Origin of the sequence: Acuticoccus mangrovi, assembly GCF_016411865.1 — a bacterium.
In the GTDB taxonomy this organism is placed as follows: domain Bacteria; phylum Pseudomonadota; class Alphaproteobacteria; order Rhizobiales; family Amorphaceae; genus Acuticoccus; species Acuticoccus mangrovi.
Genome location: NZ_JAEKJA010000001.1, coordinates 195,710 through 217,010, shown reverse-complemented (window position 1 = coordinate 217,010; position 21,301 = coordinate 195,710). Strand labels below are relative to the sequence as shown.

At 67.8% G+C, this 21,301-nt stretch carries 16 protein-coding genes and 1 tRNA gene; 4 read left to right on the top strand and 13 right to left on the bottom strand.

From position 1 onward, the window contains the following. From rpsG to rpsL, 3 genes are read right to left on the bottom strand one after another with little or no spacing between them, the layout of a single operon-like run. Positions 1-471: a 30S ribosomal protein S7 gene (gene rpsG / locus JCR33_RS00965; protein ID WP_198880131.1), complete on the bottom strand. Its 471-nt coding sequence runs from the start codon at positions 469-471 to the stop codon at positions 1-3. Positions 472-474: 3 nt separating this feature from the next. Beyond that, complete coding sequence (locus tag JCR33_RS00960) at positions 475-855, bottom strand: DUF4189 domain-containing protein (RefSeq protein ID WP_198880130.1); 381 nt, start codon at positions 853-855, stop codon at positions 475-477. 2 nt (positions 856-857) lie between these two features. Continuing rightward, positions 858-1,229: a 30S ribosomal protein S12 gene (gene rpsL / locus JCR33_RS00955; protein WP_075219909.1), complete on the bottom strand. Its 372-nt coding sequence runs from the start codon at positions 1,227-1,229 to the stop codon at positions 858-860. A 659-nt stretch (positions 1,230-1,888) separates the two neighbouring features. Between rpsL and JCR33_RS00950 the strand changes: the two genes are divergently transcribed. Next, a complete protein-coding gene (locus JCR33_RS00950; RefSeq protein ID WP_211109990.1) occupies positions 1,889-2,665 on the top strand; it encodes a DODA-type extradiol aromatic ring-opening family dioxygenase in 777 nt (258 codons plus the stop codon). A 96-nt stretch (positions 2,666-2,761) separates the two neighbouring features. Here the strand turns inward: JCR33_RS00950 and rpoC are convergent, their stop codons facing one another. The 9 genes from rpoC to JCR33_RS00905 form a co-directional block, all read right to left on the bottom strand. Then, positions 2,762-6,976 (bottom strand): DNA-directed RNA polymerase subunit beta', encoded by a 4,215-nt coding sequence (gene rpoC, locus JCR33_RS00945; protein WP_198880129.1) that lies wholly within the window; start codon positions 6,974-6,976, stop codon positions 2,762-2,764. Between the two features lie 100 nt (positions 6,977-7,076). Beyond that, entirely contained in the window at positions 7,077-11,219 is a 4,143-nt protein-coding gene (rpoB, locus tag JCR33_RS00940) for a DNA-directed RNA polymerase subunit beta (protein ID WP_198880128.1), read from the bottom strand. A gap of 166 nt (positions 11,220-11,385) precedes the next feature. After that, positions 11,386-11,778, bottom strand: a complete 393-nt coding sequence (gene rplL, locus JCR33_RS00935; protein WP_198880127.1) for a 50S ribosomal protein L7/L12 — start codon at positions 11,776-11,778, stop codon at positions 11,386-11,388. Between the two features lie 37 nt (positions 11,779-11,815). After that, on the bottom strand, positions 11,816-12,370 hold the full coding sequence (gene rplJ, locus JCR33_RS00930; protein ID WP_198880126.1) for a 50S ribosomal protein L10: 555 nt from the start codon (positions 12,368-12,370) through the stop codon (positions 11,816-11,818). A gap of 471 nt (positions 12,371-12,841) precedes the next feature. Next, positions 12,842-13,540, bottom strand: a complete 699-nt coding sequence (gene rplA, locus JCR33_RS00925) for a 50S ribosomal protein L1 (RefSeq protein WP_198880125.1) — start codon at positions 13,538-13,540, stop codon at positions 12,842-12,844. After that, on the bottom strand, positions 13,540-13,968 hold the full coding sequence (gene rplK / locus JCR33_RS00920; protein ID WP_198880124.1) for a 50S ribosomal protein L11: 429 nt from the start codon (positions 13,966-13,968) through the stop codon (positions 13,540-13,542). The genes rplA and rplK overlap by 1 nt, the downstream gene beginning before the upstream one ends. Positions 13,969-14,085: 117 nt before the next feature. Next, on the bottom strand, positions 14,086-14,616 hold the full coding sequence (gene nusG / locus JCR33_RS00915; RefSeq protein WP_198880123.1) for a transcription termination/antitermination protein NusG: 531 nt from the start codon (positions 14,614-14,616) through the stop codon (positions 14,086-14,088). A 46-nt stretch (positions 14,617-14,662) separates the two neighbouring features. Beyond that, positions 14,663-14,848 carry a preprotein translocase subunit SecE gene (gene secE, locus JCR33_RS00910; protein WP_198880122.1) on the bottom strand — a complete coding sequence of 62 codons (186 nt, stop codon included), beginning with the start codon at positions 14,846-14,848 and terminating at the stop codon, positions 14,663-14,665. Positions 14,849-15,063: 215 nt separating this feature from the next. Next, positions 15,064-15,139: transfer RNA gene (locus JCR33_RS00905), tRNA-Trp, on the bottom strand. A gap of 178 nt (positions 15,140-15,317) precedes the next feature. On the opposite strand from JCR33_RS00905, the gene mprF reads away from it, so the two are divergent. Both mprF and JCR33_RS00895 read left to right on the top strand, forming a co-directional pair. Beyond that, positions 15,318-18,014: a bifunctional lysylphosphatidylglycerol flippase/synthetase MprF gene (mprF, locus tag JCR33_RS00900; protein WP_198880121.1), complete on the top strand. Its 2,697-nt coding sequence runs from the start codon at positions 15,318-15,320 to the stop codon at positions 18,012-18,014. A 211-nt stretch (positions 18,015-18,225) separates the two neighbouring features. Then, positions 18,226-18,990 (top strand): HpcH/HpaI aldolase family protein, encoded by a 765-nt coding sequence (locus tag JCR33_RS00895; protein WP_198880120.1) that lies wholly within the window; start codon positions 18,226-18,228, stop codon positions 18,988-18,990. Between the two features lie 3 nt (positions 18,991-18,993). Here the strand turns inward: JCR33_RS00895 and JCR33_RS00890 are convergent, their stop codons facing one another. Continuing rightward, positions 18,994-19,734 (bottom strand): GntR family transcriptional regulator, encoded by a 741-nt coding sequence (locus tag JCR33_RS00890; protein WP_198880119.1) that lies wholly within the window; start codon positions 19,732-19,734, stop codon positions 18,994-18,996. Positions 19,735-20,017: 283 nt separating this feature from the next. Between JCR33_RS00890 and JCR33_RS00885 the strand changes: the two genes are divergently transcribed. Beyond that, on the top strand, positions 20,018-21,283 hold the full coding sequence (locus tag JCR33_RS00885) for an ABC transporter substrate-binding protein (RefSeq protein ID WP_198880118.1): 1,266 nt from the start codon (positions 20,018-20,020) through the stop codon (positions 21,281-21,283). Positions 21,284-21,301 lie beyond the last annotated feature (18 nt).

Genomic DNA, 21,301 nt, shown 5'->3' with positions numbered 1-21,301 from the left:
CTACCAGCGGTAGTGCGAGAAGGCGCGGTTCGCCTCGGCCATCTTGTGGGTGTCTTCGCGCTTCTTCACGGCGGTGCCGCGGTTGTTGGCCGCGTCCATCAGCTCGCCGGAGAGGCGGTCGATCATGGTCTTCTCGTTGCGCTTGCGGGCGGCCGCGATCAGCCAGCGGATCGCGAGCGCCTGGCGGCGCTCCGGACGCACCTCGACGGGCACCTGATAGGTGGCACCGCCGACGCGGCGGGAGCGAACCTCCACCTGCGGCGACACGTTGGACAGCGCATCGTGGAACAGCTGGACCGGATCGGTGCGGGACTTCGACTGGCAGATATCGAGGGCGCCGTAGACGATCTTCTCGGCAGCCGACTTCTTGCCGTCATACATGATGGCATTCATGAACTTCGACAAAATGACATCGCCGAACTTGGGGTCCGGCAGAACTTCCCGCTTCTCAGCGCTGTGACGACGGCTCATTCGTTACATATCCAGATCTGTGGGAGCGCAGTAAGTGTCGTGCACGTTGCACCCGCTGCCGCCCGATTCGCTGCATTCCTTGACGGCCCCCTGCTGGGCGCCCGCACGGCTCTTCGACAGATAGAGCCCATAAGTCTTGTCGTCCGCCGACCGCGCGAGGGAGACGCAGCCGTGGTCGAACACGGCGATGCCCTCGCAGTTGTCGCTGTCCTTGGCGCACTCCGCGGTCGCCGCCTCTTCCGCGTCCTGCTTCGAGGGCGCGCCCGACACGAAGCCGAACGTGCCCGTCGCCTTGTCGCCCGCGACGGCGACATATTCCGCCGCATGCGCGCCGGTGGCGGCCCCCGCGACGGCGAGGAGAACGGTGAGCGCGGTCAGCTTCATGACTATTTCGGCCGCTTCGCGCCGTACTTCGAGCGGCGCTGCTTGCGGTTCTTGACGCCCTGCGTGTCGAGAACGCCACGCAGAATGTGGTAGCGCACGCCCGGAAGGTCCTTCACGCGGCCGCCGCGGATCATCACCACGGAGTGCTCCTGAAGGTTGTGACCCTCACCCGGGATGTAGCCGATCACCTCATAGCCGTTCGTCAGGCGGACCTTGGCCACCTTACGCAGCGCGGAGTTCGGCTTCTTCGGCGTCGTCGTGTAGACGCGCGTGCACACACCCCGCTTCTGCGGGTTCGCCTCCATCGCCGGGACCTTGTTGCGCTTCACCGGCGCGACACGCGGCTTGCGGATCAACTGGTTGATCGTCGGCATCAAACCTTCCCAACGCGGCTTCCGCCGCAAATCAATTGGCAACCCTTGCCAAACGGACAAAGGCGCCGCCACGACTTCGACATCAAGAAGCCGAGCCAGCGCACGAACCTGAGCGGACACGGAGTTGGCCGGCCCGCACTCGAAACGGGGTACCGGACAGCGTTTCGCGCGCATGCCACAAGGACCGCGACGACGGCCTGTCATTCGGTTGGGCTCACATAGAGGGTTGGCCGCCGAGCGTCAAGCCTCGCGCCACGTTTCGATTGCGCGAATGCCGAAGTTGACTTGCGCCAACGGCATCGTGCGGCCCGCTTCGCCCGGTTGCCCCGACCAGGACCACCCGTACATATCAGTCCATGTGGATCGACGCACGCGCCGAATAAAGAGGACTCGTGGTGGAATCGTCAGATTTTCTCGGCGTTCGCCGTGCCCCCCGTCGCAGCGGGCGATCCGTCGCCGCGCGCCGGTCCACCATCGGCCCGGCCACGCCGCCCACTCCATCGCCCGCCGCATGGCAGATGTGCCCGAGAGCGGTCGCGATGTGCACGGCCGAGCGTTCCGCCTCCTCGACGCCGCGGCCGCCCTCGCCGCGTCCCGCCGTCCCCCGCTGTGACGCGATTCGCTCCGGATCGCCGTCGCCTCACGCCTAAGGCACCATCATGCGCAGTCTCTTCGTCTCCCACGGAGCTCCCAACCTGGTGCTCCACAACTCCGCCGCTCGCGACTTTCTGGCGCGCTACGCCGAGGCGCTCCCCCGGCCGAAGGCGATTGTCGTCGCTTCCGCTCACTTCGAGGCGCCCGGCCCGGTCGTCAGCGCCGCGAGCGCGCCGCGGATGATCTATGATTTCCGCGGCTTCGAGCCGGAGCTCTACGAGATCACCTACTCCGCCCCGGGCGATCCCGCCCTTGCCCGCGACTGCGCCGAACGCCTCGCCGAGGCCGGCTTCGCGCCCCGCCTCGTCGAGCGCGGCTTCGATCACGGAACCTGGGTGCCGCTCTCGCTGCTGTGGCCGGCGGCGGACATTCCGGTGGTGACGATGTCGGTCGATCCGGGATCCGACGCCGCGACCCACGTCGCGATGGGCGCCGCCCTCGCCCCACTCACCGAAGAGGGCGTTCTCGTCGTCGGCTCGGGCTCCCTCACCCACAACCTCATGGAGTTCTTCCGCGGCGGCTATCGGCCGGACAGTCCGGCGCCCGAGTGGGTCAAGGCGTTCGGCGCGTGGGTGCACGAGACGATCAGCGCCGGCGCGCTCGACGATCTCGTCGCGTGGCGAACGAAGGCACCCTACGGGCCGGAGAACCACCCGACGCCGGAGCACCTTCTCCCCCTCTTCGTCGCGCTTGGCGCGGCGGGGGCCGGCGCGACGACGGAGCGCGTCCACTCGAGCCACAGCCACGGCATCCTGCAGATGGACGCCTACGCGTTCGGCTGAGCTGAAACCCGCCGCGGACGGCCGCGACCTGTCCGCACAACAAAAAAGCCCCGCGGATCGCTCCGCGGGGCCTTTTGTCGTCTTCGGCGTGCCGGCCTATTCGCCCGGCATCCCTTCCGGCGCACGCATGTCGGCGATCATCGCCGCGCCCTCGCCGGCCTGCTGAGCCTGACGCTCGGCCTCCTCGATGAGGTCGTCGCGCTTGGCCGCGACCTCGCGGATGCGGTTGATCATGCCGCCGGTACCCGCCGGGATGAGGCGGCCGACGATCACGTTCTCCTTCAGCCCCTCGAGCTGGTCGGCCTTGCCGGAGACCGCCGCCTCGGTCAGTACCCGCGTCGTCTCCTGGAAGGAGGCGGCGGAGATGAACGAGCGCGTCTGCAGCGACGCCTTGGTGATGCCGAGAAGCACCGGCTGGCCCGACGCCGGCTTCTTGCCGTCGGCGATCAGGTCGTCGTTGAGCTCGTCGAGCTCCTGACGGTCCACCTGCTCGTTGACGAGAAGGTCGGAATCGCCCGGATCGGAGATCTCCACCTTCTGCAGCATCTGCCGGACGATCACCTCGATGTGCTTGTCGTTGATGCCCACGCCCTGCAGCCGGTAGACGCCCTGGATCTCGTTGACGAGGTAGGCGGCGAGCGCCTCGACGCCGTGGATCGCCAGGATGTCGTGCGGCGCCGGGTTGCCGTCGAGGATGTAGTCGCCCTTCTCGATCGGGTCGCCGTCCTGAAGGTGAATATGCTTGCCCTTCGGGACCATGTACTCGATCGGCTCGAGGCCGGAGTCGGCCGGCGGCTCGATGATGATCCGACGCTTGTTCTTGAAGTCCTTGCCGAACCGCACCGTGCCGTCCATCTCCGCGATGATCGCGTTGTCCTTCGGACGACGCGCCTCGAAGAGCTCGGCGACGCGCGGCAGACCACCCGTGATGTCGCGCGTCTTGGCGCTCTCGAGCGGGATACGCGCCAACACGTCACCGGCATGCACCTTGTTGCCGGTGTCGACCGAAAGCACGGTGTCGACAGACAGGAGGTAGCGCGCCTCGCCGCCGCGCGGCAGCTTGATGATGGTGCCATCGACGTCCTTCACCACCACCGCCGGGCGCAGCGAGGAGCCGCGGGTGTGGGTGCGCCAGTCGGTGACGACGCGCTTGGTGATGCCCGTCGCCTCGTCCGCCGCCTCCGACACCGAGATGCCGTCGACGAGATCCTCGAAGTCCACCGTGCCTTCCACCTCGGTGAGGATCGGGCGGGTGTAGGGATCCCACTCGGCGATGCGCTGGCCGCGCTTGATCATGTCGCCTTCGTCGACGTGGAGCTTGGCGCCGTAGGTGAGCTTGTAGCTTGCCCGCTCGGTGCCGTCGGTGTCGATCACCGCCACCTGCACGTTGCGACCCATGACCATGAGGTTGCCCTCGGAGTCGCGCACCAGGTTGCGGTTCTTGACCTCGATCTTGCCCTCGAAAGAGGACTCGATGAACGAGGAGTCCACCACCTGCGCCGTGCCGCCGACGTGGAAGGTGCGCATGGTGAGCTGGGTGCCCGGCTCGCCGATCGACTGCGCCGCGATGACGCCGACCGCCTCGCCCATGTTGACGGGCGTGCCGCGGGCGAGGTCGCGCCCGTAGCACGCCGCGCAGACGCCGTTGCGCGTCTCGCAGGTCAGCACCGAGCGGATCTTCAGCGACTGGATGCGCGCCGTCTCGATGGCGTCGACATCCTTCTCGTCGAGCAGCGTGCCGGCCTTGGCGATCACCTCGCCGGTCGACGGGTTCACCACGTCTTCCGCCGCGGTGCGGCCGAGGACGCGGCTGCCGAGCGTCGCGATCACCTGCCCGGCATCGACGATGGGCTCCATCGTGATGCCGCGCGTCGAGCCGCAGTCCCGCTCGTTGATGATCGAGTCCTGCGCCACGTCCACGAGGCGGCGGGTGAGGTAGCCCGAGTTCGCCGTCTTGAGCGCGGTGTCGGCGAGGCCCTTACGCGCACCGTGGGTGGAGTTGAAGTACTCCAGCACGGTGAGGCCTTCCTTGAAGTTCGACGTGATCGGCGTCTCGATGATCTCGCCCGAGGGTTTCGCCATCAGGCCGCGCATCGCCGCGAGCTGCCGCATCTGGGTCGGCGAACCGCGCGCCCCGGAGTGGCTCATCATGTAGACCGAGTTCATCTGCTTGGTCCGCCCCGTCTCCGGGTCGGTCTCCACGGCAGAGATCTTCTCCATCATGGCCGCCGCGACGCGGTCGGTGCACTTCGCCCAGGCGTCGATGACCTTGTTGTACTTCTCGCCCTGGGTGATCAGGCCTTCGTTGTACTGCTGCTCGTATTCCTTGGCGAGCTCGGCCGTCTCTTCGACGACCTTATACTTCTCTTCGGGGATGACCATGTCGTCCTTGCCGAAGGAGATGCCCGCCTTGAAGGCGTTGGTGAAGCCCAGCGACATGACGCGGTCGCAGAAGATCACCGTCTCCTTCTGACCGGTGTTGCGGTACACCGCATCGATCATCTTGGAGATGTTCTTCTTCGTCATCAGCTGGTTGCAGATGTCGAACGGCACCTTGGGCGAGCGCGGCAGGAGATCGCCGATCAGCGCGCGACCAGGGGTGGTCTCGTGGATCTCGGTGATCGGGTTGCCGTCCTCGTCGACGGTCTTGTAGCGGACCTTCACCTTGGAGTGGACGGTCACCACCTTCGCGTCGAGGGCGTGCTGCAGCTCGGCCATCGAGCCGAACGTCATCCCCTCGCCCGGCTCGTTCTCCCCCATGATCGAGAGATAGTAGAGGCCGAGCACGATGTCCTGCGACGGCACGATGATCGGCTGGCCGTTCGCCGGGTGAAGGATGTTGTTCGTCGACATCATCAGGACGCGCGCCTCGAGCTGAGCCTCGAGGCTCAGCGGGACGTGCACGGCCATCTGGTCGCCGTCGAAGTCGGCGTTGAAGGCGGTGCAGACCAGCGGGTGAAGCTGGATCGCCTTGCCTTCGATGAGCTTGGGCTCGAACGCCTGAATGCCGAGGCGGTGGAGTGTCGGCGCGCGGTTGAGAAGCACCGGATGCTCGCGGATCACCTCGTCGAGGATGTCCCAGACTTCCGGCTTCTCCTTTTCGACGAGCTTCTTCGCCTGCTTGACGGTGGACGAATAGCCCTTGGCGTCGAGACGCGAGTAGATGAACGGCTTGAAGAGCTCGAGCGCCATCTTCTTCGGCAGACCGCACTGGTGGAGCTTCAGCTCCGGACCCACCACGATCACCGAACGGCCCGAATAGTCGACGCGCTTGCCGAGAAGGTTCTGGCGGAAGCGGCCCTGCTTACCCTTCAGCATGTCCGACAGCGACTTCAGCGGGCGCTTGTTGGCGCCCGTGATGACGCGGCCGCGACGACCGTTGTCGAACAGCGCATCGACGGATTCCTGCAGCATCCGCTTTTCGTTGCGGATGATGATGTCCGGCGCGCGCAGCTCGATCAGCCGCTTCAGGCGGTTGTTGCGGTTGATGACGCGGCGATAGAGATCGTTGAGGTCCGACGTCGCGAAGCGGCCGCCGTCGAGCGGCACCAGCGGGCGCAGGTCGGGCGGGATCACCGGGATGACCGTCATCACCATCCACTCGGGGCGGTTGCCGGACTCCAGGAACCCGTCGACGATCTTCAGCCGCTTGGCGAGCTTCTTCGGCTTCAGCTCGGAGGTCGATTCGGCGATCTCCTTCCTCAGCTGCTCACGCTCGCGCTCGAGGTCGAGCTGGAGGAGAAGCTCGCGGATCGCCTCCGCGCCGATCATCGCGGTGAAGCTCTCGCCGTACTCGTCCTGCAGGTCGAGATACTCGTCCTCCGACAGGAGCTGGCCCTTCTTGAGCGACGTCACCATGCCCGGCTCGGTGACGATGTAGGACTCGAAGTAGAGGACGCGTTCGAGGTCCTTCAGCGTCATGTCGAGCAGAAGGCCGATGCGCGAGGGCAGCGACTTCAGGAACCAGATGTGCGCGACCGGGGCGGCGAGCTCGATGTGGCCCATCCGCTCGCGGCGCACGCGCGACAGGGTCACCTCCACGCCGCACTTCTCGCAGATGACGCCCTTGAACTTCATCCGCTTGTACTTGCCGCACAAGCACTCGTAGTCCTTGATCGGCCCGAAGATGCGGGCGCAGAACAGCCCGTCCCGCTCCGGCTTGAACGTGCGGTAGTTGATCGTCTCGGGCTTCTTGATCTCGCCGAACGACCAGGAACGGATCTTTTCCGGGCTCGCGATGGAGATCCGGATGCGGTCGAACGTTTCCGTGGGCGCCTGCGTGTTGAACAGGTTCATGACTTCCTGATTCAAGGCGGCTCTCCTTTCATGTCCGCGCAGCCCGTGGGCGGCGGGGCGCGGCGAAAAACGGGACGGGCAGCGGCGTGCGCTGCCCGCTGTGAGCGTCAGGCGCCTACTCGGCGGCGTAGAGCTTGCGCGCGTCGATGTCGTTGTTGATGACCATGTCGCGCTCCACGTCCGTCAGCTCCACGTTGAGGCCGAGCGAGCGGATTTCCTTCACGAGAACGTTGAAGCTCTCCGGAATGCCCGCCTCGAACGTGTCGTCGCCACGCACGATGGATTCGTAGACCTTGGTGCGGCCGGCGACGTCGTCGGACTTCACCGTCAGCATCTCCTGCAGCGTGTAGGCGGCGCCGTAGGCTTCGAGCGCCCACACCTCCATCTCGCCGAAGCGCTGACCGCCGAACTGCGCCTTGCCACCCAGCGGCTGCTGGGTCACGAGCGAGTACGGGCCGATGGAGCGGGCGTGGATCTTGTCGTCCACCAGATGGTGCAGCTTCAGCATGTAGATGTAGCCCACCGTCACCGGGCGGTCGAACTGCTCACCGGTGCGCCCGTCGAACAGGATCGACTGGCCGGACCGGTCGAGACCCGCCTTCTCCAGGAGCTCCACGATGTCCGGCTCGCGGGCACCGTCGAACACCGGCGTCGCGATCGGCACGCCCTTCGTCAGCTGCTCGCCGAGCTTGATCACCGAGTCGTCGTCATACTCGGCGATCGGCTCGGAGGTGCCGCCGTCGTAGATGTCGAGCATCGTGGTCCGGAGCTGATCGGTCGAGCCGGACTCCTTGGCAAGGCGCACCATCTCGCCGATCTTGCGACCGAGCCCCGCGCAGGCCCACCCGAGGTGGGTCTCGAGGATCTGCCCCACGTTCATGCGCGAAGGCACGCCCAGCGGGTTCAAGACGATGTCGACGTGGGTGCCGTCTTCCAGGAACGGCATGTCCTCGACCGGAACGATCTTCGACACCACGCCCTTGTTGCCGTGACGGCCGGCCATCTTGTCGCCCGGCTGGATCTTGCGCTTCACCGCGACGAAGACCTTGACCATCTTCATCACGCCCGGCGGCAGCTCGTCGCCGCGCTGCAGCTTCTCGACCTTGTCCATGAAGCGCTCCTCGAAGCGCTTGCGGGCATCGTCGTACTGCACGCGCATCGCTTCGATGTCGGCCTGCAGCTGCTCGTCGGTGAGGGCGAACATCCACCACTGCGACCGGGGCGTGTTGTCGAGCGCCTCGGCGTCGATCACCGAATCCTTGCGGAAGCCCTTGGGGCCGGAGACGGCCGTCTGGCCTTCGAGCAGCTCGCGCAGGCGGGCATAGACGTTGCGGTCGAGGATCGCCTGCTCGTCGTCGCGGTCCTTGGCGAGACGCTCGATCTCTTCGCGCTCGATCGCCTGAGCGCGCTCGTCCTTCTCGATGCCGTGGCGGTTGAAGACGCGCACCTCGACGATGGTGCCCGTCACCCCCGGCGGCACGCGCAGCGAGGTGTCGCGCACGTCCGACGCCTTCTCGCCGAAGATCGCGCGCAGGAGCTTTTCCTCCGGCGTCATCGGCGATTCGCCCTTCGGCGTGATCTTGCCGACGAGGATGTCGCCCGCCTGCACTTCCGCGCCGATATAGGCGATGCCCGCCTCGTCGAGGTTCCTGAGCGCCTCTTCCGACACGTTCGGGATGTCGCGGGTGATCTCCTCCGGCCCGAGCTTGGTGTCGCGAGCGGCGACCTCGAACTCCTCGATGTGGATCGAGGTGAACACGTCGTCACGCACGATGCGCTCGGAGAGGAGGATCGAGTCCTCGAAGTTGTAGCCGTTCCAGGGCATGAACGCGACGAGCACGTTGCGGCCGAGGGCGAGGTCGCCGAGCTCGGTCGAGGGGCCGTCGGCGATGATGTCGCCCTTCTTCACCGTCTCGCCGACCGTCACCAGCGGGCGCTGGTTCACGGTGGTGTTCTGGTTCGAGCGCTGGAACTTCATCAGCTGGTAGATGTCGACGCCCGACTTGGTGGGGTCGAGATCTTCCGTCGCGCGGATGACGATGCGGGTCGCGTCCACCTGGTCCACCACGCCGGTGCGGCGGGCGGCGATGGCGGCGCCGGAATCGCGGGCGACGGTCGCCTCCATGCCGGTGCCGACGAACGGCGCCTCGGCGCGCACCAAGGGCACGGCCTGCCGCTGCATGTTCGAGCCCATCAGCGCGCGGTTGGCGTCGTCGTTCTCGAGGAACGGGATCAGCGCCGCGGCGACCGACACGAGCTGCTTCGGCGACACGTCCATCAAGTCGACGCGCTCCGATGGCATCATCGACACGTCGCCCTGGTGGCGGGCGATCGTGAGCTCCTCGGCGAAGGCGCCGTCGGCGGTCAGCTCGGCGTTCGCCTGGGCGACGGCGTGCTTGGATTCCTCCATCGCCGACAGATAGACGACGTCGTCCGTGACGTGGCCGTTCACCACCTTGCGGTAGGGCGCCTCGATGAAGCCGTACTTGTTCACCCGCGCGAAGGTGGCGAGCGAGTTGATGAGGCCGATATTCGGGCCTTCCGGCGTCTCGATGGGGCAGATGCGGCCGTAGTGCGTCGGGTGCACGTCACGCACCTCGAAACCGGCGCGCTCACGGGTGAGACCGCCCGGGCCGAGCGCCGAGAGACGACGCTTGTGCGTCACCTCGGAGAGCGGGTTGGTCTGGTCCATGAACTGGGAGAGCTGCGAGGAGCCGAAGAACTCGCGCACCGCCGCCGCCGCCGGCTTGGCGTTGATGAGGTCCTGCGGCATCACCGTGTCGATCTCGACAGACGACATGCGCTCCTTGATGGCGCGCTCCATCCGCAGGAGACCCAGACGGTACTGGTTCTCCATCAGCTCGCCGACCGAGCGGACGCGGCGGTTGCCGAGGTTGTCGATGTCGTCGATCTCGCCCTTGCCGTCCCTGAGGTCGATCAGCGTCTTGATGACGGCCATGATGTCCTCCTTGCGCAGCGTGCGCTGCGTGTCGGGGGCATCGAGGTCGAGGCGCATGTTCATCTTCACGCGCCCGACGGCGGAGAGGTCGTAGCGCTCCGGATCGAAGAACAGCGACTCGAACATCGCCTCGGCGGTCTCGATCGTGGGCGGCTCGCCCGGGCGCATGACGCGGTAGATGTCGAAGAGAGCCTGCTCGCGCGTCTCATTCTTGTCCGCAGCGAGGGTGTTGCGGATATAGGCGCCCTTCGTCACGTGGTCGATGTCGAGGACGGTGACCTCGTCGAGACCGGTGTCGAGAAGGGCGTTCAGCTTCTTCTCGTCGAGCTCGTCGCCGGCCTCGGCGTAGATCTCGCCCGTCGCCATGTTGACGACGTCGTCGCCGAGATAGCGGCCGTAGAGCTCGTCGTCGGTGACGCGCAGCGCCTTCACGCCCTTGTCGATGAGCTGGCGGATGGTGCGCGCGGTGATCTTGCGCCCCTCCTCCACCACGAGCTCGCCGGTGTCGGCGTCGATGAAGTCGGAGACCGCCTTCAGACCCTTCATCCGGTCGCCGTCGAAAGGCATGCGCCAGCCGTCGCCGTCACGGGTGTACGTGACGCGGTCGTAGAAGGTGTGCAGGATCTCTTCCGGCGAGAACCCCAGCGCCATCATCAGGCTGGTCACGGGGATCTTGCGGCGGCGGTCGATGCGCGCGTGCACGATGTCCTTGGCGTCGAACTCGATGTCGAGCCAGGAGCCGCGATAGGGGATGATGCGACCGGCGAAGAGCAGCTTGCCCGAGGAGTGGGTCTTGCCCTTGTCGTGGTCGAAGAAGACGCCCGGCGAACGGTGCATCTGGGACACGATCACGCGCTCGGTCCCGTTGATGATGAACGTGCCGTTCTCGGTCATGAGCGGCATGTCGCCCATGTACACGTCCTGCTCTTTGAATTCCTTCGGGCTCTTGGCGCCCGTGTCCTCGTCGACGTCGAACACGACGAGGCGCAGCTTCACCTTCAACGGAGCGGCGAAGGTGATGTCGCGCTGGCGGCACTCGTCGACGTCGAACTTCGGCGCCTCGAACTCGTAGTCGACGAACTCGAGCATCGCCGTGCCGGCGAAGTCGGAGATGGGGAAGACGGACCGGAACACGCCTTCCAGACCCTCGTCGCCACGCCCGCCTTCCGGCTTGTCGACCATCAGGAACTGATCGTAGGACGCCTTCTGCACCTCGATCAGGTTCGGCATCTCCGTGACCTCACGGATCGAACCGAAGAATTTCCGAACTTGCTTTCGACCGCTGAACGCCTGCGTCATATGTGCTGTGTGCCCTTTCTGCGTGGCCTCCGGGCCACCACCCGCGCCGCTGCCCCTATCGACGCGAAAGGCCGGCGCTCACCCAAAGGGGAGCGCCGGCGGTTCATGCTGCGGCGACGACGAGGCCGCCGCGGAAGAGCCAGAGCGTCCGGCTCACAGGCGTCCCTTACTTCAGGGAGACCTTCGCGCCAGCCTCTTCGAGCTGCGTCTTGATCTTCTCGGCCTCGTCCTTCGACGCGGCTTCCTTCACCGTCTTCGGGGCGCCTTCCACGAGGTCCTTGGCCTCCTTCAGGCCGAGACCGGTGATGGCGCGAACTTCCTTGATGACGTTGATCTTCTTGTCACCAGCGGCGTCGAGGACGACGTCGAACTCGGTCTTCTCTTCGGCCGGAGCCGCAGCTTCGGCACCGCCGCCGGCGCCCGGAGCCGCCATCATCATGGCCGGCGCCGCAGCGGCCGCGGACACGCCCCAGCCCTCTTCGAGCTTCTTCACGAGCTCGGAGACTTCCAGAACCGTCAGCTTGGACAGTTCGTCATATAGGTTGTCGAGGTTGCTCATTTAAGTGTTCCGTTCAGGTTGTCGGTTCGAATGGCCGTCAGGCCGCCGCTTCCAGTTTCGCCTTTTGCGCCTGAAGCACGCCGAGAAGGTTCTGGCCCGGCGCGTTGAGCTGACGGGCGAGCTTCTCACCCGGCTGGTTCAGCACACGCGCGAGGTTCGATGCCGGCTGGAGCATGCAGCCCAGAAGCTTGGAGCGCATCTCTTCGATGGACGGCATCTTGGCCAGAGCCTCGACACCCTTCGCGTCCATCGCCGTGGTGCCCAGAAGGCCGCCCACGATGATCAGCTTCTCGTTCTTCTTGACGTACTCCGTCAGCACCTTCGGCGCCGCCACCGGATCCATCCCGTAGGCAATGCCCACGGGACCGGTGAACATGGGCGCCGCCACGCTTCGGTCGACGTTGTCGAGCGCAATCTTGGCGAGCCTGTTCTTGATGACCTTGAAGGTGGCCCCGGCGCCTTTCATCTGGCGGCGGAGATCGGTCATCTCGGCGACGGTCAAACCCGCATACTGGGTCACGACCACGGAGCCGGAGTTGGCGAACACCTCGTCGAGGAAGCTCACCATTTCGCGCTTTTCGGCTCTGTCCACCGTTCTCTCCAAGACTTGGACGAGGAAGCCGATGGCCGCCCCGCCCGCTCAATTTGCCCGGCATGCCCCAAGGCAGACCGGACGGCTCAGACCCGTCCCGAGAGACGAACGGTGCACCCGTTCCGACCCCCGTCTGTGCAGGGCGATTAAGCGGACCCGTCGGCCCCCACCTGCAGTCTCGGACAGGCTGCCCCGTCAGGCCGAAGCCGGTCGGGGCGACCCTCACCCGGCTCAGCCGGGCAAAGCTCTTCGCGGGCCACGGCCCGCATATTTCAAATCGTCGTCGGGCCGCAGCCCGCCTATCCCAAACGGCTCGCGGGCCCTACTCGGCCCGCGCATCCCGGATCGGCGGAGACCCGAGGCCTCCGTCAGGCGCCGATACCGAACACGACGCGCATCACGATCATCGTCGCCACGGCGACCGCCGCCGCGAGGGCCATGCGACGCCAGCGCGACGGCTGCTCCATCCCGTCAGGCCGCCGGAACGGTCGACAGGTCCACCTTCACGCCGGGGCCCATGGTGGAGCTCATGGCGGCCTTCTTCATGTAGGTGCCCTTGGCGCCGGTCGGCTTCGCCCGGTTCACCGCGTCCCAGAAGGCGCGGATGTTCTCGACGAGCTTCTGCTCCTCGAACGACACCTTGCCGACGCCGCCGTGGACGATGCCGCCCTTCTCGACGCGGAACTCGACCGCGCCGCCCTTGGCGTCACGCACCGCCTGTGCCACGTCCGGCGTCACCGTGCCGACCTTCGGGTTCGGCATCAGGCCGCGGGGGCCGAGCACCTTACCGAGACGGCCCACCAGCGGCATCATGTCGGGCGTCGCGATGCAGCGCTCGAAGTTGATGTTGCCGGCCTGCACCTCGGCGACGAGATCCTCGGCGCCGACGATGTCGGCCCCGGCGGCCTTCGCCTCCTCGGCCTTGTCGCCGCGGGCGAACACGGCCACCTTCACGTCCTTGCCGGTGCCGTTGGGCAGGATGCACACGCCGCGCACCATCTGGTCGGCGTGACGCGGGTCGACGCCGAGGTTGATGGCGATCTCGACGCTCTCGTCGAACTTCGCCGAGGCGCGCGACTTGATGAGCTTCACCGCCTCCTCGAGCGCATACGACTTGTTGCGGTCGATGCCCTCGTAGGCGGCCTTCATGCGCTTCGCGATCTTGCCCATTATTCGACCACCTCGAGACCCATGGAGCGGGCGGAGCCCTCCACCATCTTCATCGCCTGCTCGACCGTGTCGGCGTTGAGGTCCTTCATCTTGGCCTCGGCGATCTCCTGCACCTGCGCCTTCGTGACGGTGCCGGCCTTCTCCTTGCCCGGCGCCTTGGAGCCGGACTTCAGGCCCGTGGCCTTCTTCAGGAAGTGCGTCACCGGCGGCGTCTTGATCTCGAACGAGAACGACTTGTCGGTGTAGTAGGTGATGATCGTCGGACAGGGAGCACCCTTCTCCAGGTCCTGGGTCTTCGCGTTGAACTCCTTCGTGAACATCACGATGTTCAGACCGCGCTGACCGAGCGCCGGGCCGATCGGCGGCGACGGAGTCGCGACGCCCGCCGGCACCTGCAGCTTGATGTAGCCGGCAATCTTCTTTGCCATTCAGTTCTCCTCGGGCCGAAGCCCTGCCAAGTTCGGGCCGAATTGCCCGTTTGCGGTGCGGCTCTCCGGGTTGGCCGCCCGGGTCGCCTTCCGCCGTTCCTGTCGACGCCGTGGCGCCTACATCTTCTCCACTTGCGCGTACTCGAGCTCGACGTTGGTCGGCCGGCCGAAAATCGACACCGCCACCTTCACCCGCGCCCGCTCGTCGTCGACCTCCTCCACGAGGCCGTTGAAGCTCGCGAACGGGCCGTCCGACACGCGCACCTGCTCGCCCACCTCGAAGGAGACGGTCGGCCGCGGCCGCTCCACCCCTTCGGTCACCTGATGGAGGATCCGTTCGGCCTCCTTGTCGGGGATCGGCTGCGGACGCTGGGTCGCGCCCAGGAACCCCGTCACCTTCGGCGTGTTCTTGATGAGGTGGAACACCTCGTCGGTCAGCGCGCACTTCACGAGCACGTAGCCCGGGTAGTAGTTGCGCTCCGTGTCCACGCGGCGACCGCGGCGCACCTCGGTCACCTTCTCCTTGGGAACCAGCACCTCGTCGAACATGTCGGTCAGGCCGCGCAGCTCCGCCTCCTGCAGGATGGCATCGCGCACCTTGTTCTCGAAGTTCGTGTAGGCGTGGACGATGTACCAGCGTTTCTTCATTCGAATCTGCCTTGATGGTCCGTCGCGGGCGGCCGCAGCGGGCGCCCTAGCCGAGGACCAGCCCGAGCCCGAAGCCCAGGATACGGTCGACCAGGAAGAAGAAGACCGAAGCGAACGCGCACATGATGAACACCATCACCGTGGTGATGATCGTCTCCCGCCGCGTCGGCCAGACCACCTTCGCGGTCTCGGTCCGCACTTCCTGGATGAATTGAAACGGATTTATCGCCACGAGGACCCCTATACTTCTCCCAGACGCAGTGAAGCCCTGCGACACCGTCACAAGGCCCTGTCACCACTGATCGTCTGAGTGGCGAGGCGCGCGACCCCCTCCGCGCACCTCGTAAGCGTGCTAGCTAACAAGTCGCGATCGCTTATGCAAGCCCCTCCGATCACGAAAGATCGTCGCGACGTTCCATCGGCTGGGGATCGCTGTTGCCGCGGGATTGGCAGGGGCGGAGGGACTCGAACCCCCGGCCTACGGTTTTGGAGACCGCCGCTCTACCAGCTGAGCTACACCCCTTCGGTGCCACTGCAATAAGACGCTTCGCCCTCGCCTGCAAGCCCGCCGTGCCCCTCCGCGCGTCGGTCCCGACGCCTCGCCCGTAGTGCCGCTGACGCGACCGCTCGTCGGTTCCGGCGGGGCGGCGGCCGTCCGGTGTGGCACCGCACAAGGGTGGCGCCAGTCGCGCGGCGCAATCATGCGGCCGATGGACCACCGCCTCACCCCCTTGCGCGCCGCCGCGACCGCGATCGGCGCCCACCTTGCTGCCCCCTCCCAGAAGGTGGAAGCGGGGCTGCGCTCGGCCTATCGCCTGCTGCGCGGCCCTGCCGGCGTCGCCCTCGCGGTGGCCGTCGCCGTCGCGATCCTCGCCCTCCTCGCCGACACCTTCCGCCACATCCGCTGGCAGGAGATCGAGGCCGCCATCGCCGCGACCGAAGCGCGCTGGGTGCTCGTCGCGATCGCGGCGACCGTCGGCTCCTACGCCGCCCTCGTCGGCTTCGAGTGGCTGGCGCTGCGCCAGGTGCAGGCGCCGGTGCGACCGGCGGCGGCGGCGATCACCGCGCTCATCGCCTACAGCTTCACCTTCGTCCTGGGCTTCGGCGTCCTGACGGGGGGCGCCGTCCGGCTGCGTCGCTACAAGACCCGCGGGCTCACCAACGCCGCGATCCTCGCCGTCACCCTCCTCGGCACGGTCAGCTTCTGGCTCGGCATCGCCGGGCTCGCCGGCCTCTGCCTCCTCGCCGCGCCGGACGCGCTCGCCCCGACCTTCGGCATCGACGATCGCGTCGGGCGGGTCGCCGGCGCACTCATCGTCCTCGCCCTCGGCGGGTGGGTGGCAAGCTGCGGCCTCACCCGCCGCACGATGGCCGTCGGCGACTGGCAGCTCAGCCTGCCGGGCGCCGGGACGCTCCTCGCCGTGCTCGCCCTCGGCATCGCGCAGACGGGGCTCGCCGCCCTCGCCCTCTGGCTCCTCCTGCCCGAGAGCGTCGCCGTCGCCTTCCCGGCCTTCCTCGTCGTCTTCACCATGGCGACGGTCGCCGGGGTCGTGAGCCACGCGCCGGGCGGGCTCGGCGCGTTCGAGGCGGTGATGCTCCTATCCTTTCCCCCGGAGCACCGCGCCGCCCTCGTCGGCGCCCTCATCTGCTTTCGCGCCGTCTACTACGCGCTGCCCTTCGCCCTCGGCGGGGCGGCCTTCATCGCGCTCGAGATCGGCACCCCCTCGCCGAAGCTCATCGCCGCGCGCGAGGCTCTCGCCCGCACCATCCGCCCGCTCCTGCCGCGACTCGCCGGGATGATGGTGTTCGTCGCCGGCCTCATCCTCCTCCTCTCCGCCGCGATGCCCGCTGACACCGGCCGCGCCGCCCTCCTCGACCGGGTGCTGCCGCTCCCCTCGGTGGAAGCCTCCCACTTTGTCGCGAGCCTTGCGGGCGCCGCCCTCCTCATCGTCGGCTACGGCCTGATGCGGCGCCTCCACTCCTCCTGGCGAATCGCGGTGGCGATCCTCTCGGGCAGCGCGCTGCTATCGCTCCTGACCGGCATCGACGGCGAGATCGCCGGCCTCTGCATCCTGATCCTCGCCCTCCTCGTGGTGTCGCGCCGCGAGTTCTACCGCCGGAGCGCCGACGCGGCGATGTCGCGCCGCTGGCTCTGCGCGGTGACCCTCGCCCTCGCCGCCAGCGTGCTCGCCGGGCTGATGGTCTATGGCGGCCCCGGCGACCGCCCGCTCCTGTGGTGGCAGATCGGGCCGCGCGGCGAGATCCCCCGCGTGATACCGATCCTTGCCGGCGCCGTCCTGGTGATCGCGTTCGCGGCCGCCTGGCGCGCCCTCCATCGCCCCTGCCGCCCGCTCGCCGACGCCCCCGACGCCCGCCGCATCGCGCACGCCCTCGCCGCGGCGGAGGAGCCCTCCGCCCACCTCGCCCACCTCGGCGACAAGCACTTCCTCTTCTCCGACCTCGGCGACGGCTTCGTGATGTACGCCGTCTACGGCTCCACCTTCCTCGCCATGGGCAATCCCGTGGGCGCCGACTCCCGCACCACGGTGGACCTCATCTGGCGCTTCAAGGAGCTCGCGGACCGGCATGGCGGGCGCGCCGCCTTCTACCAGGTCTCCTCGCAATATCTGCCGCTCTATATCGATGCCGGCTTCTCCTTCGCAAAGCTCGGCGAGGAGGCGGTGGTCGATCTCGGCGCGTTCTCGCTGGCGGGCTCGCGGGCGGCGCGCCACCGCCAGCGCATCGCCCGGGCAGAGCGCGCGGGCCTGCGCTTCGAGCTACTCTGCGCCGCCGACGTGCCCGAGCGGCTCGGCGCGCTCAAGGCCGTGTCCGACACCTGGCTCCAGCGCCAGAAGGGGCGGGAGAAGGGCTTCTCCCTCGGCTTCTTCGATGCCGCCTATCTCGCCCGCTTCGACCACGCCGTACTGCGGCTCGACGGCGCGCCCGTCGCCTTCGCCAGCCTGTGGCGCACCGCGGACGGTCGCAGCGCCGCCATCGACCTGATGCGCCACGTGCCCGGCCTGCCACACGGGGCGATGGACTATCTCTTCCTCTCCCTCCTCGGGGCGATGAAGGCGGCCGGCGTCGAGCGGCTCAATCTCGGCATGGCGCCGCTCTCCGGGCTCACCGCCCACCGCCTCGCCCCGGCGTGGAGCCGGCTCGGCGACAGCATCTTCCGGCACGGGAGCCAGCTCTATAATTTCCGCGGCCTGCGCGCCTTCAAGGAGAAGTTCGACCCCGAGTGGTGCCCCCGCTACCTCGCCCACACCGGCGGCTTCTCGGCGGCGAGGGCGCTGGTCGACGCGACGCTCATCATCTCGCGCGGGCCGCGCGGCGTGGTCGGCCCGCCGAGCCGCCCCGCGCCGGTGCCGATCCCGCGACCCGTCCCGGCCCCCTGAACCCCGAACCCTGACCCCTGACCTCAGCGACCACACGAAAGCCACTGCCGTGTGAGGACAGGGCGGTGCCCGCCCTCGCCGTTCCCTCTCCACCGCCCGCCGCTGCGTTTGGACGAATCCCGCCGCAAGCCGCATGGTCACGATGAGGGAGGCCTCGCGCCTCCCACGATGTCCGACGGCCGAGATGCCGCGCGAGGAGGAGACGGACGCCATGGATCTGAAGCCCAACATCTTCAAGGCCGCCATCGCACGGGGGGAGCCTCAGATCGGCCTCTGGTGCTCGATCGGCGACCCGCTCGTGGCGGAGATGCTCGCTGGTTGCGGCTTCGACTGGATGATGTTCGACACCGAGCACAGCCCGCTCGATTCCTCCACCATCACCCCCCTCCTGCAGGCGGTCGCGCCCTACGCCGTCTCGCCCGTGGTGCGGCCGGCCTCGCTCGACCCGGTGGAGATCAAGAAGCTCCTCGACTGCGGCGCCCAGACCCTCCTCGTACCGTTCGTCCAGTCTGCCGAGGAAGCGCGCCTCGCCGCCGCGTCGGTCGCCTATCCGCCGGAGGGGATCCGCGGCGTCGCCGGCGTCACGCGGGCGAGCGGCTTCGGCGCCATCGCCGGCTACCACCGCAGGGCGCGGGAGGAGATCTGCCTTCTCGTCCAGATCGAGACCCGCACCGCACTCGACGCGCTGGAAGAGATCGCCGCGGTGCCGGGGGTGGACGGGGTGTTCATCGGCCCGTCCGACCTTGCCGCCAGCCTCGGTTTTCCCGGCGAGCCCGCCCATCCGACGGTGAAGGCCGCCGTGGTCGACGCGGTGAAGCGGGTGCGCGCGACCGGCAAGCCCGCCGGCTTCCTCAACGCCGATCAGACCTACGTCGCCGAGGTGATGGCGGCGGGCAGCGTGTTCACCGCCGTCGACGTCGACCTCGCCATCCTGCGCCGCGGCGCCCTCGCCCGTGCCGAGGGGTGGAGGAGGTAGGCTTCACTCCTCGTCGACCTCGGCGCGCCCCTCGGGCACCACGCGCTCGTCGAGGACGGCCCGATCGTCGAGATAAAGGTGGAGCGAGGGCAGGATGTGGCGCACCGCGAGCTCGGCAAGGCGCGCGCGATCCCCTTCCGCCGCCACGGCGATCAGCTCGCGATGCTCGCGGGCGGCCTGGTTGAGGCGCACCGGATCGCCGACCCGGTAGGAGCGGATGGCGCGGCTCGCGCTGTCCACCCGCCGCACCGCCTCCACCACGAAGCGATTGCCGCACTCGGCGAAGAAGAGATGGTGGAACGCGTCGTTGTGGCGGATGACGGCGGCGAGGTCCCCCTCGGCGATGGCGCTCTCGTGCGCGGTGCACTCGGCGGCGAGCCCGGCGATCACCTCCGGCGCGAAGGGGAGCGGCATCGCCGCCACCGCGAGGCGGTAGAGGTCGGCGCGGAAGGCGTAGAGCTCGCGCACCTCGTCGGCCTGATACTCGCGCACCAGCGCGCCGCGGTGCGGGCGGCGCTCCACCAGCCCGCCGGCGACGAGCGCATCGAGGGCGGAGCGGATCACGTGCCGCTTGGCGCCGAAGCGCAGCATCAGCTCGTCCTCCACCAGGCGGACCTGGGGGCGGAGACGGCCGAGCACGATCTCGAGCTCCAGCGCGTCCACCACCTCCCCGACGGCGGCGCCGGCGCGGGAGGGCGCCGCATCCGACAGGGTCTCGCCGGCGACGCCCATGCGCTCCGTCATGGCCGCGGCACGCCGAACGCGCGATCTCGTCGTCGCAAAACCATGCCCTCCATCCTCGCCATCCATCGACCCGCGACAGGGACACCGCCCGCCCGCCGCTTCCCATAGAAAGCGGGCCGTGGCCAGCCCGACGCGACGCGCCCCCTGCGCGATCATCCGATCCGTCGCCTCGGTGCGTTCGCTAGTTTTCGATAATATCATTAATAATATTATTGACGAACCTGTCGCAACCATCGATGCTCACGTTTCGAGAGCGTCGCAAAGGCGCCGATGGGGAGGAACGATGACAGGAAAGACACTCGCCGCGGCGACCATTGCCGCGCTCGCCGCAGCCGCAGCCACCGGCGCCTCGGCGCAGGAGCTCACCCTCTGGTCCCACTGGGCCGACCAGACGGCCAAGGTGAAGTTCGTGGAGGATGCGGCCCGCGCCTTCGAGGCCGCCCACCCCGGCGTCACCATCAAGATCAGCTGGTATCAGAAGGAGCCGCTCTACGCCGCGCTCAAGACCGCCCTCAGCGCCGGCCAGGCCCCCGACATCTTCTACGCCGAGACCGATCAGACCGAGTACATGAAGACCGGCCTGATCCTCGACCTGAAGGACAAGCTGAACTGGGACGCCATCGAGCCTTGGGCGCAGGAGGTGTGGGGCTACGACGGCGGCGTCTACGGCTTCCCGCTGGAGGCCTGGACGGTGGAGACCTACACCAACGAAGGGATGCTGGAAGAGCTCGGCATCGCGATCCCGGTGGACGGGCTCGAGGGCGAGGCGTTCGTCGAGGCGGTGAAGACGATCGCCGGCGCCGGCATGACGCCGATGGCTCAGGGCGTCGGCGACCGCCCCTACCCCGGCGCCTTCCTCACCCACGAGATCCTCGTGAAGCGCCTCGGCAAGGCGGACTACGAAAGCCTCCTCAAGGGCGAGGGCGTCGAATGGAGCGACCCACGGGTGCGCGAGGCGCTGGAGTACGCGAAGGAGATCATCGACGCCGGAGCCTTCCCCGCCTCCTTCTCCTCCATCAAGCTCGGCGAGGCGCACCGCTACTTCCACACCGACCCCGGCGCGGCGATGCTCCAGATGGGCTCCTTCTATCCCTCGCGCGCCTTCGCCGCGCCCGATGCGGGCGGCCAGCCGGAGAACTTCGCCCTCGGCATCGTCAACGGCCCGATCCCGCCCGACGCCGCGTGCCCGCAGTGCAAGACCATCGCCGTCGGCGGCTCCTTCGTGGTGAACGCCGCGAGCGAGCATCCCGACCTCGCGGTGGACTTCCTCAACTCCATGGCGACGCCCGAAATGGGCAACGCCTGGCTCGAGGCGAACCTCGTCCAGACCGGCATCAAGGCCGATCCCTCGGCCATCACCGGCGACAAGGCCGACTATTTCAAGAAACTCGCCGCCGCCAACGAGGGCGTGACCTACACCTACGGCATCCCGGTGCAGCAGATGCACGGCACCGCGCGCGAGACCTTCACCCAGACGGTGAACCAGGCCTTCCCCGCCGGCCTGATCGGCGTCGACGAGGTGATCGACATGATGGGCTCCTCCTACTGAGCTGACGTGGCTGAGCCG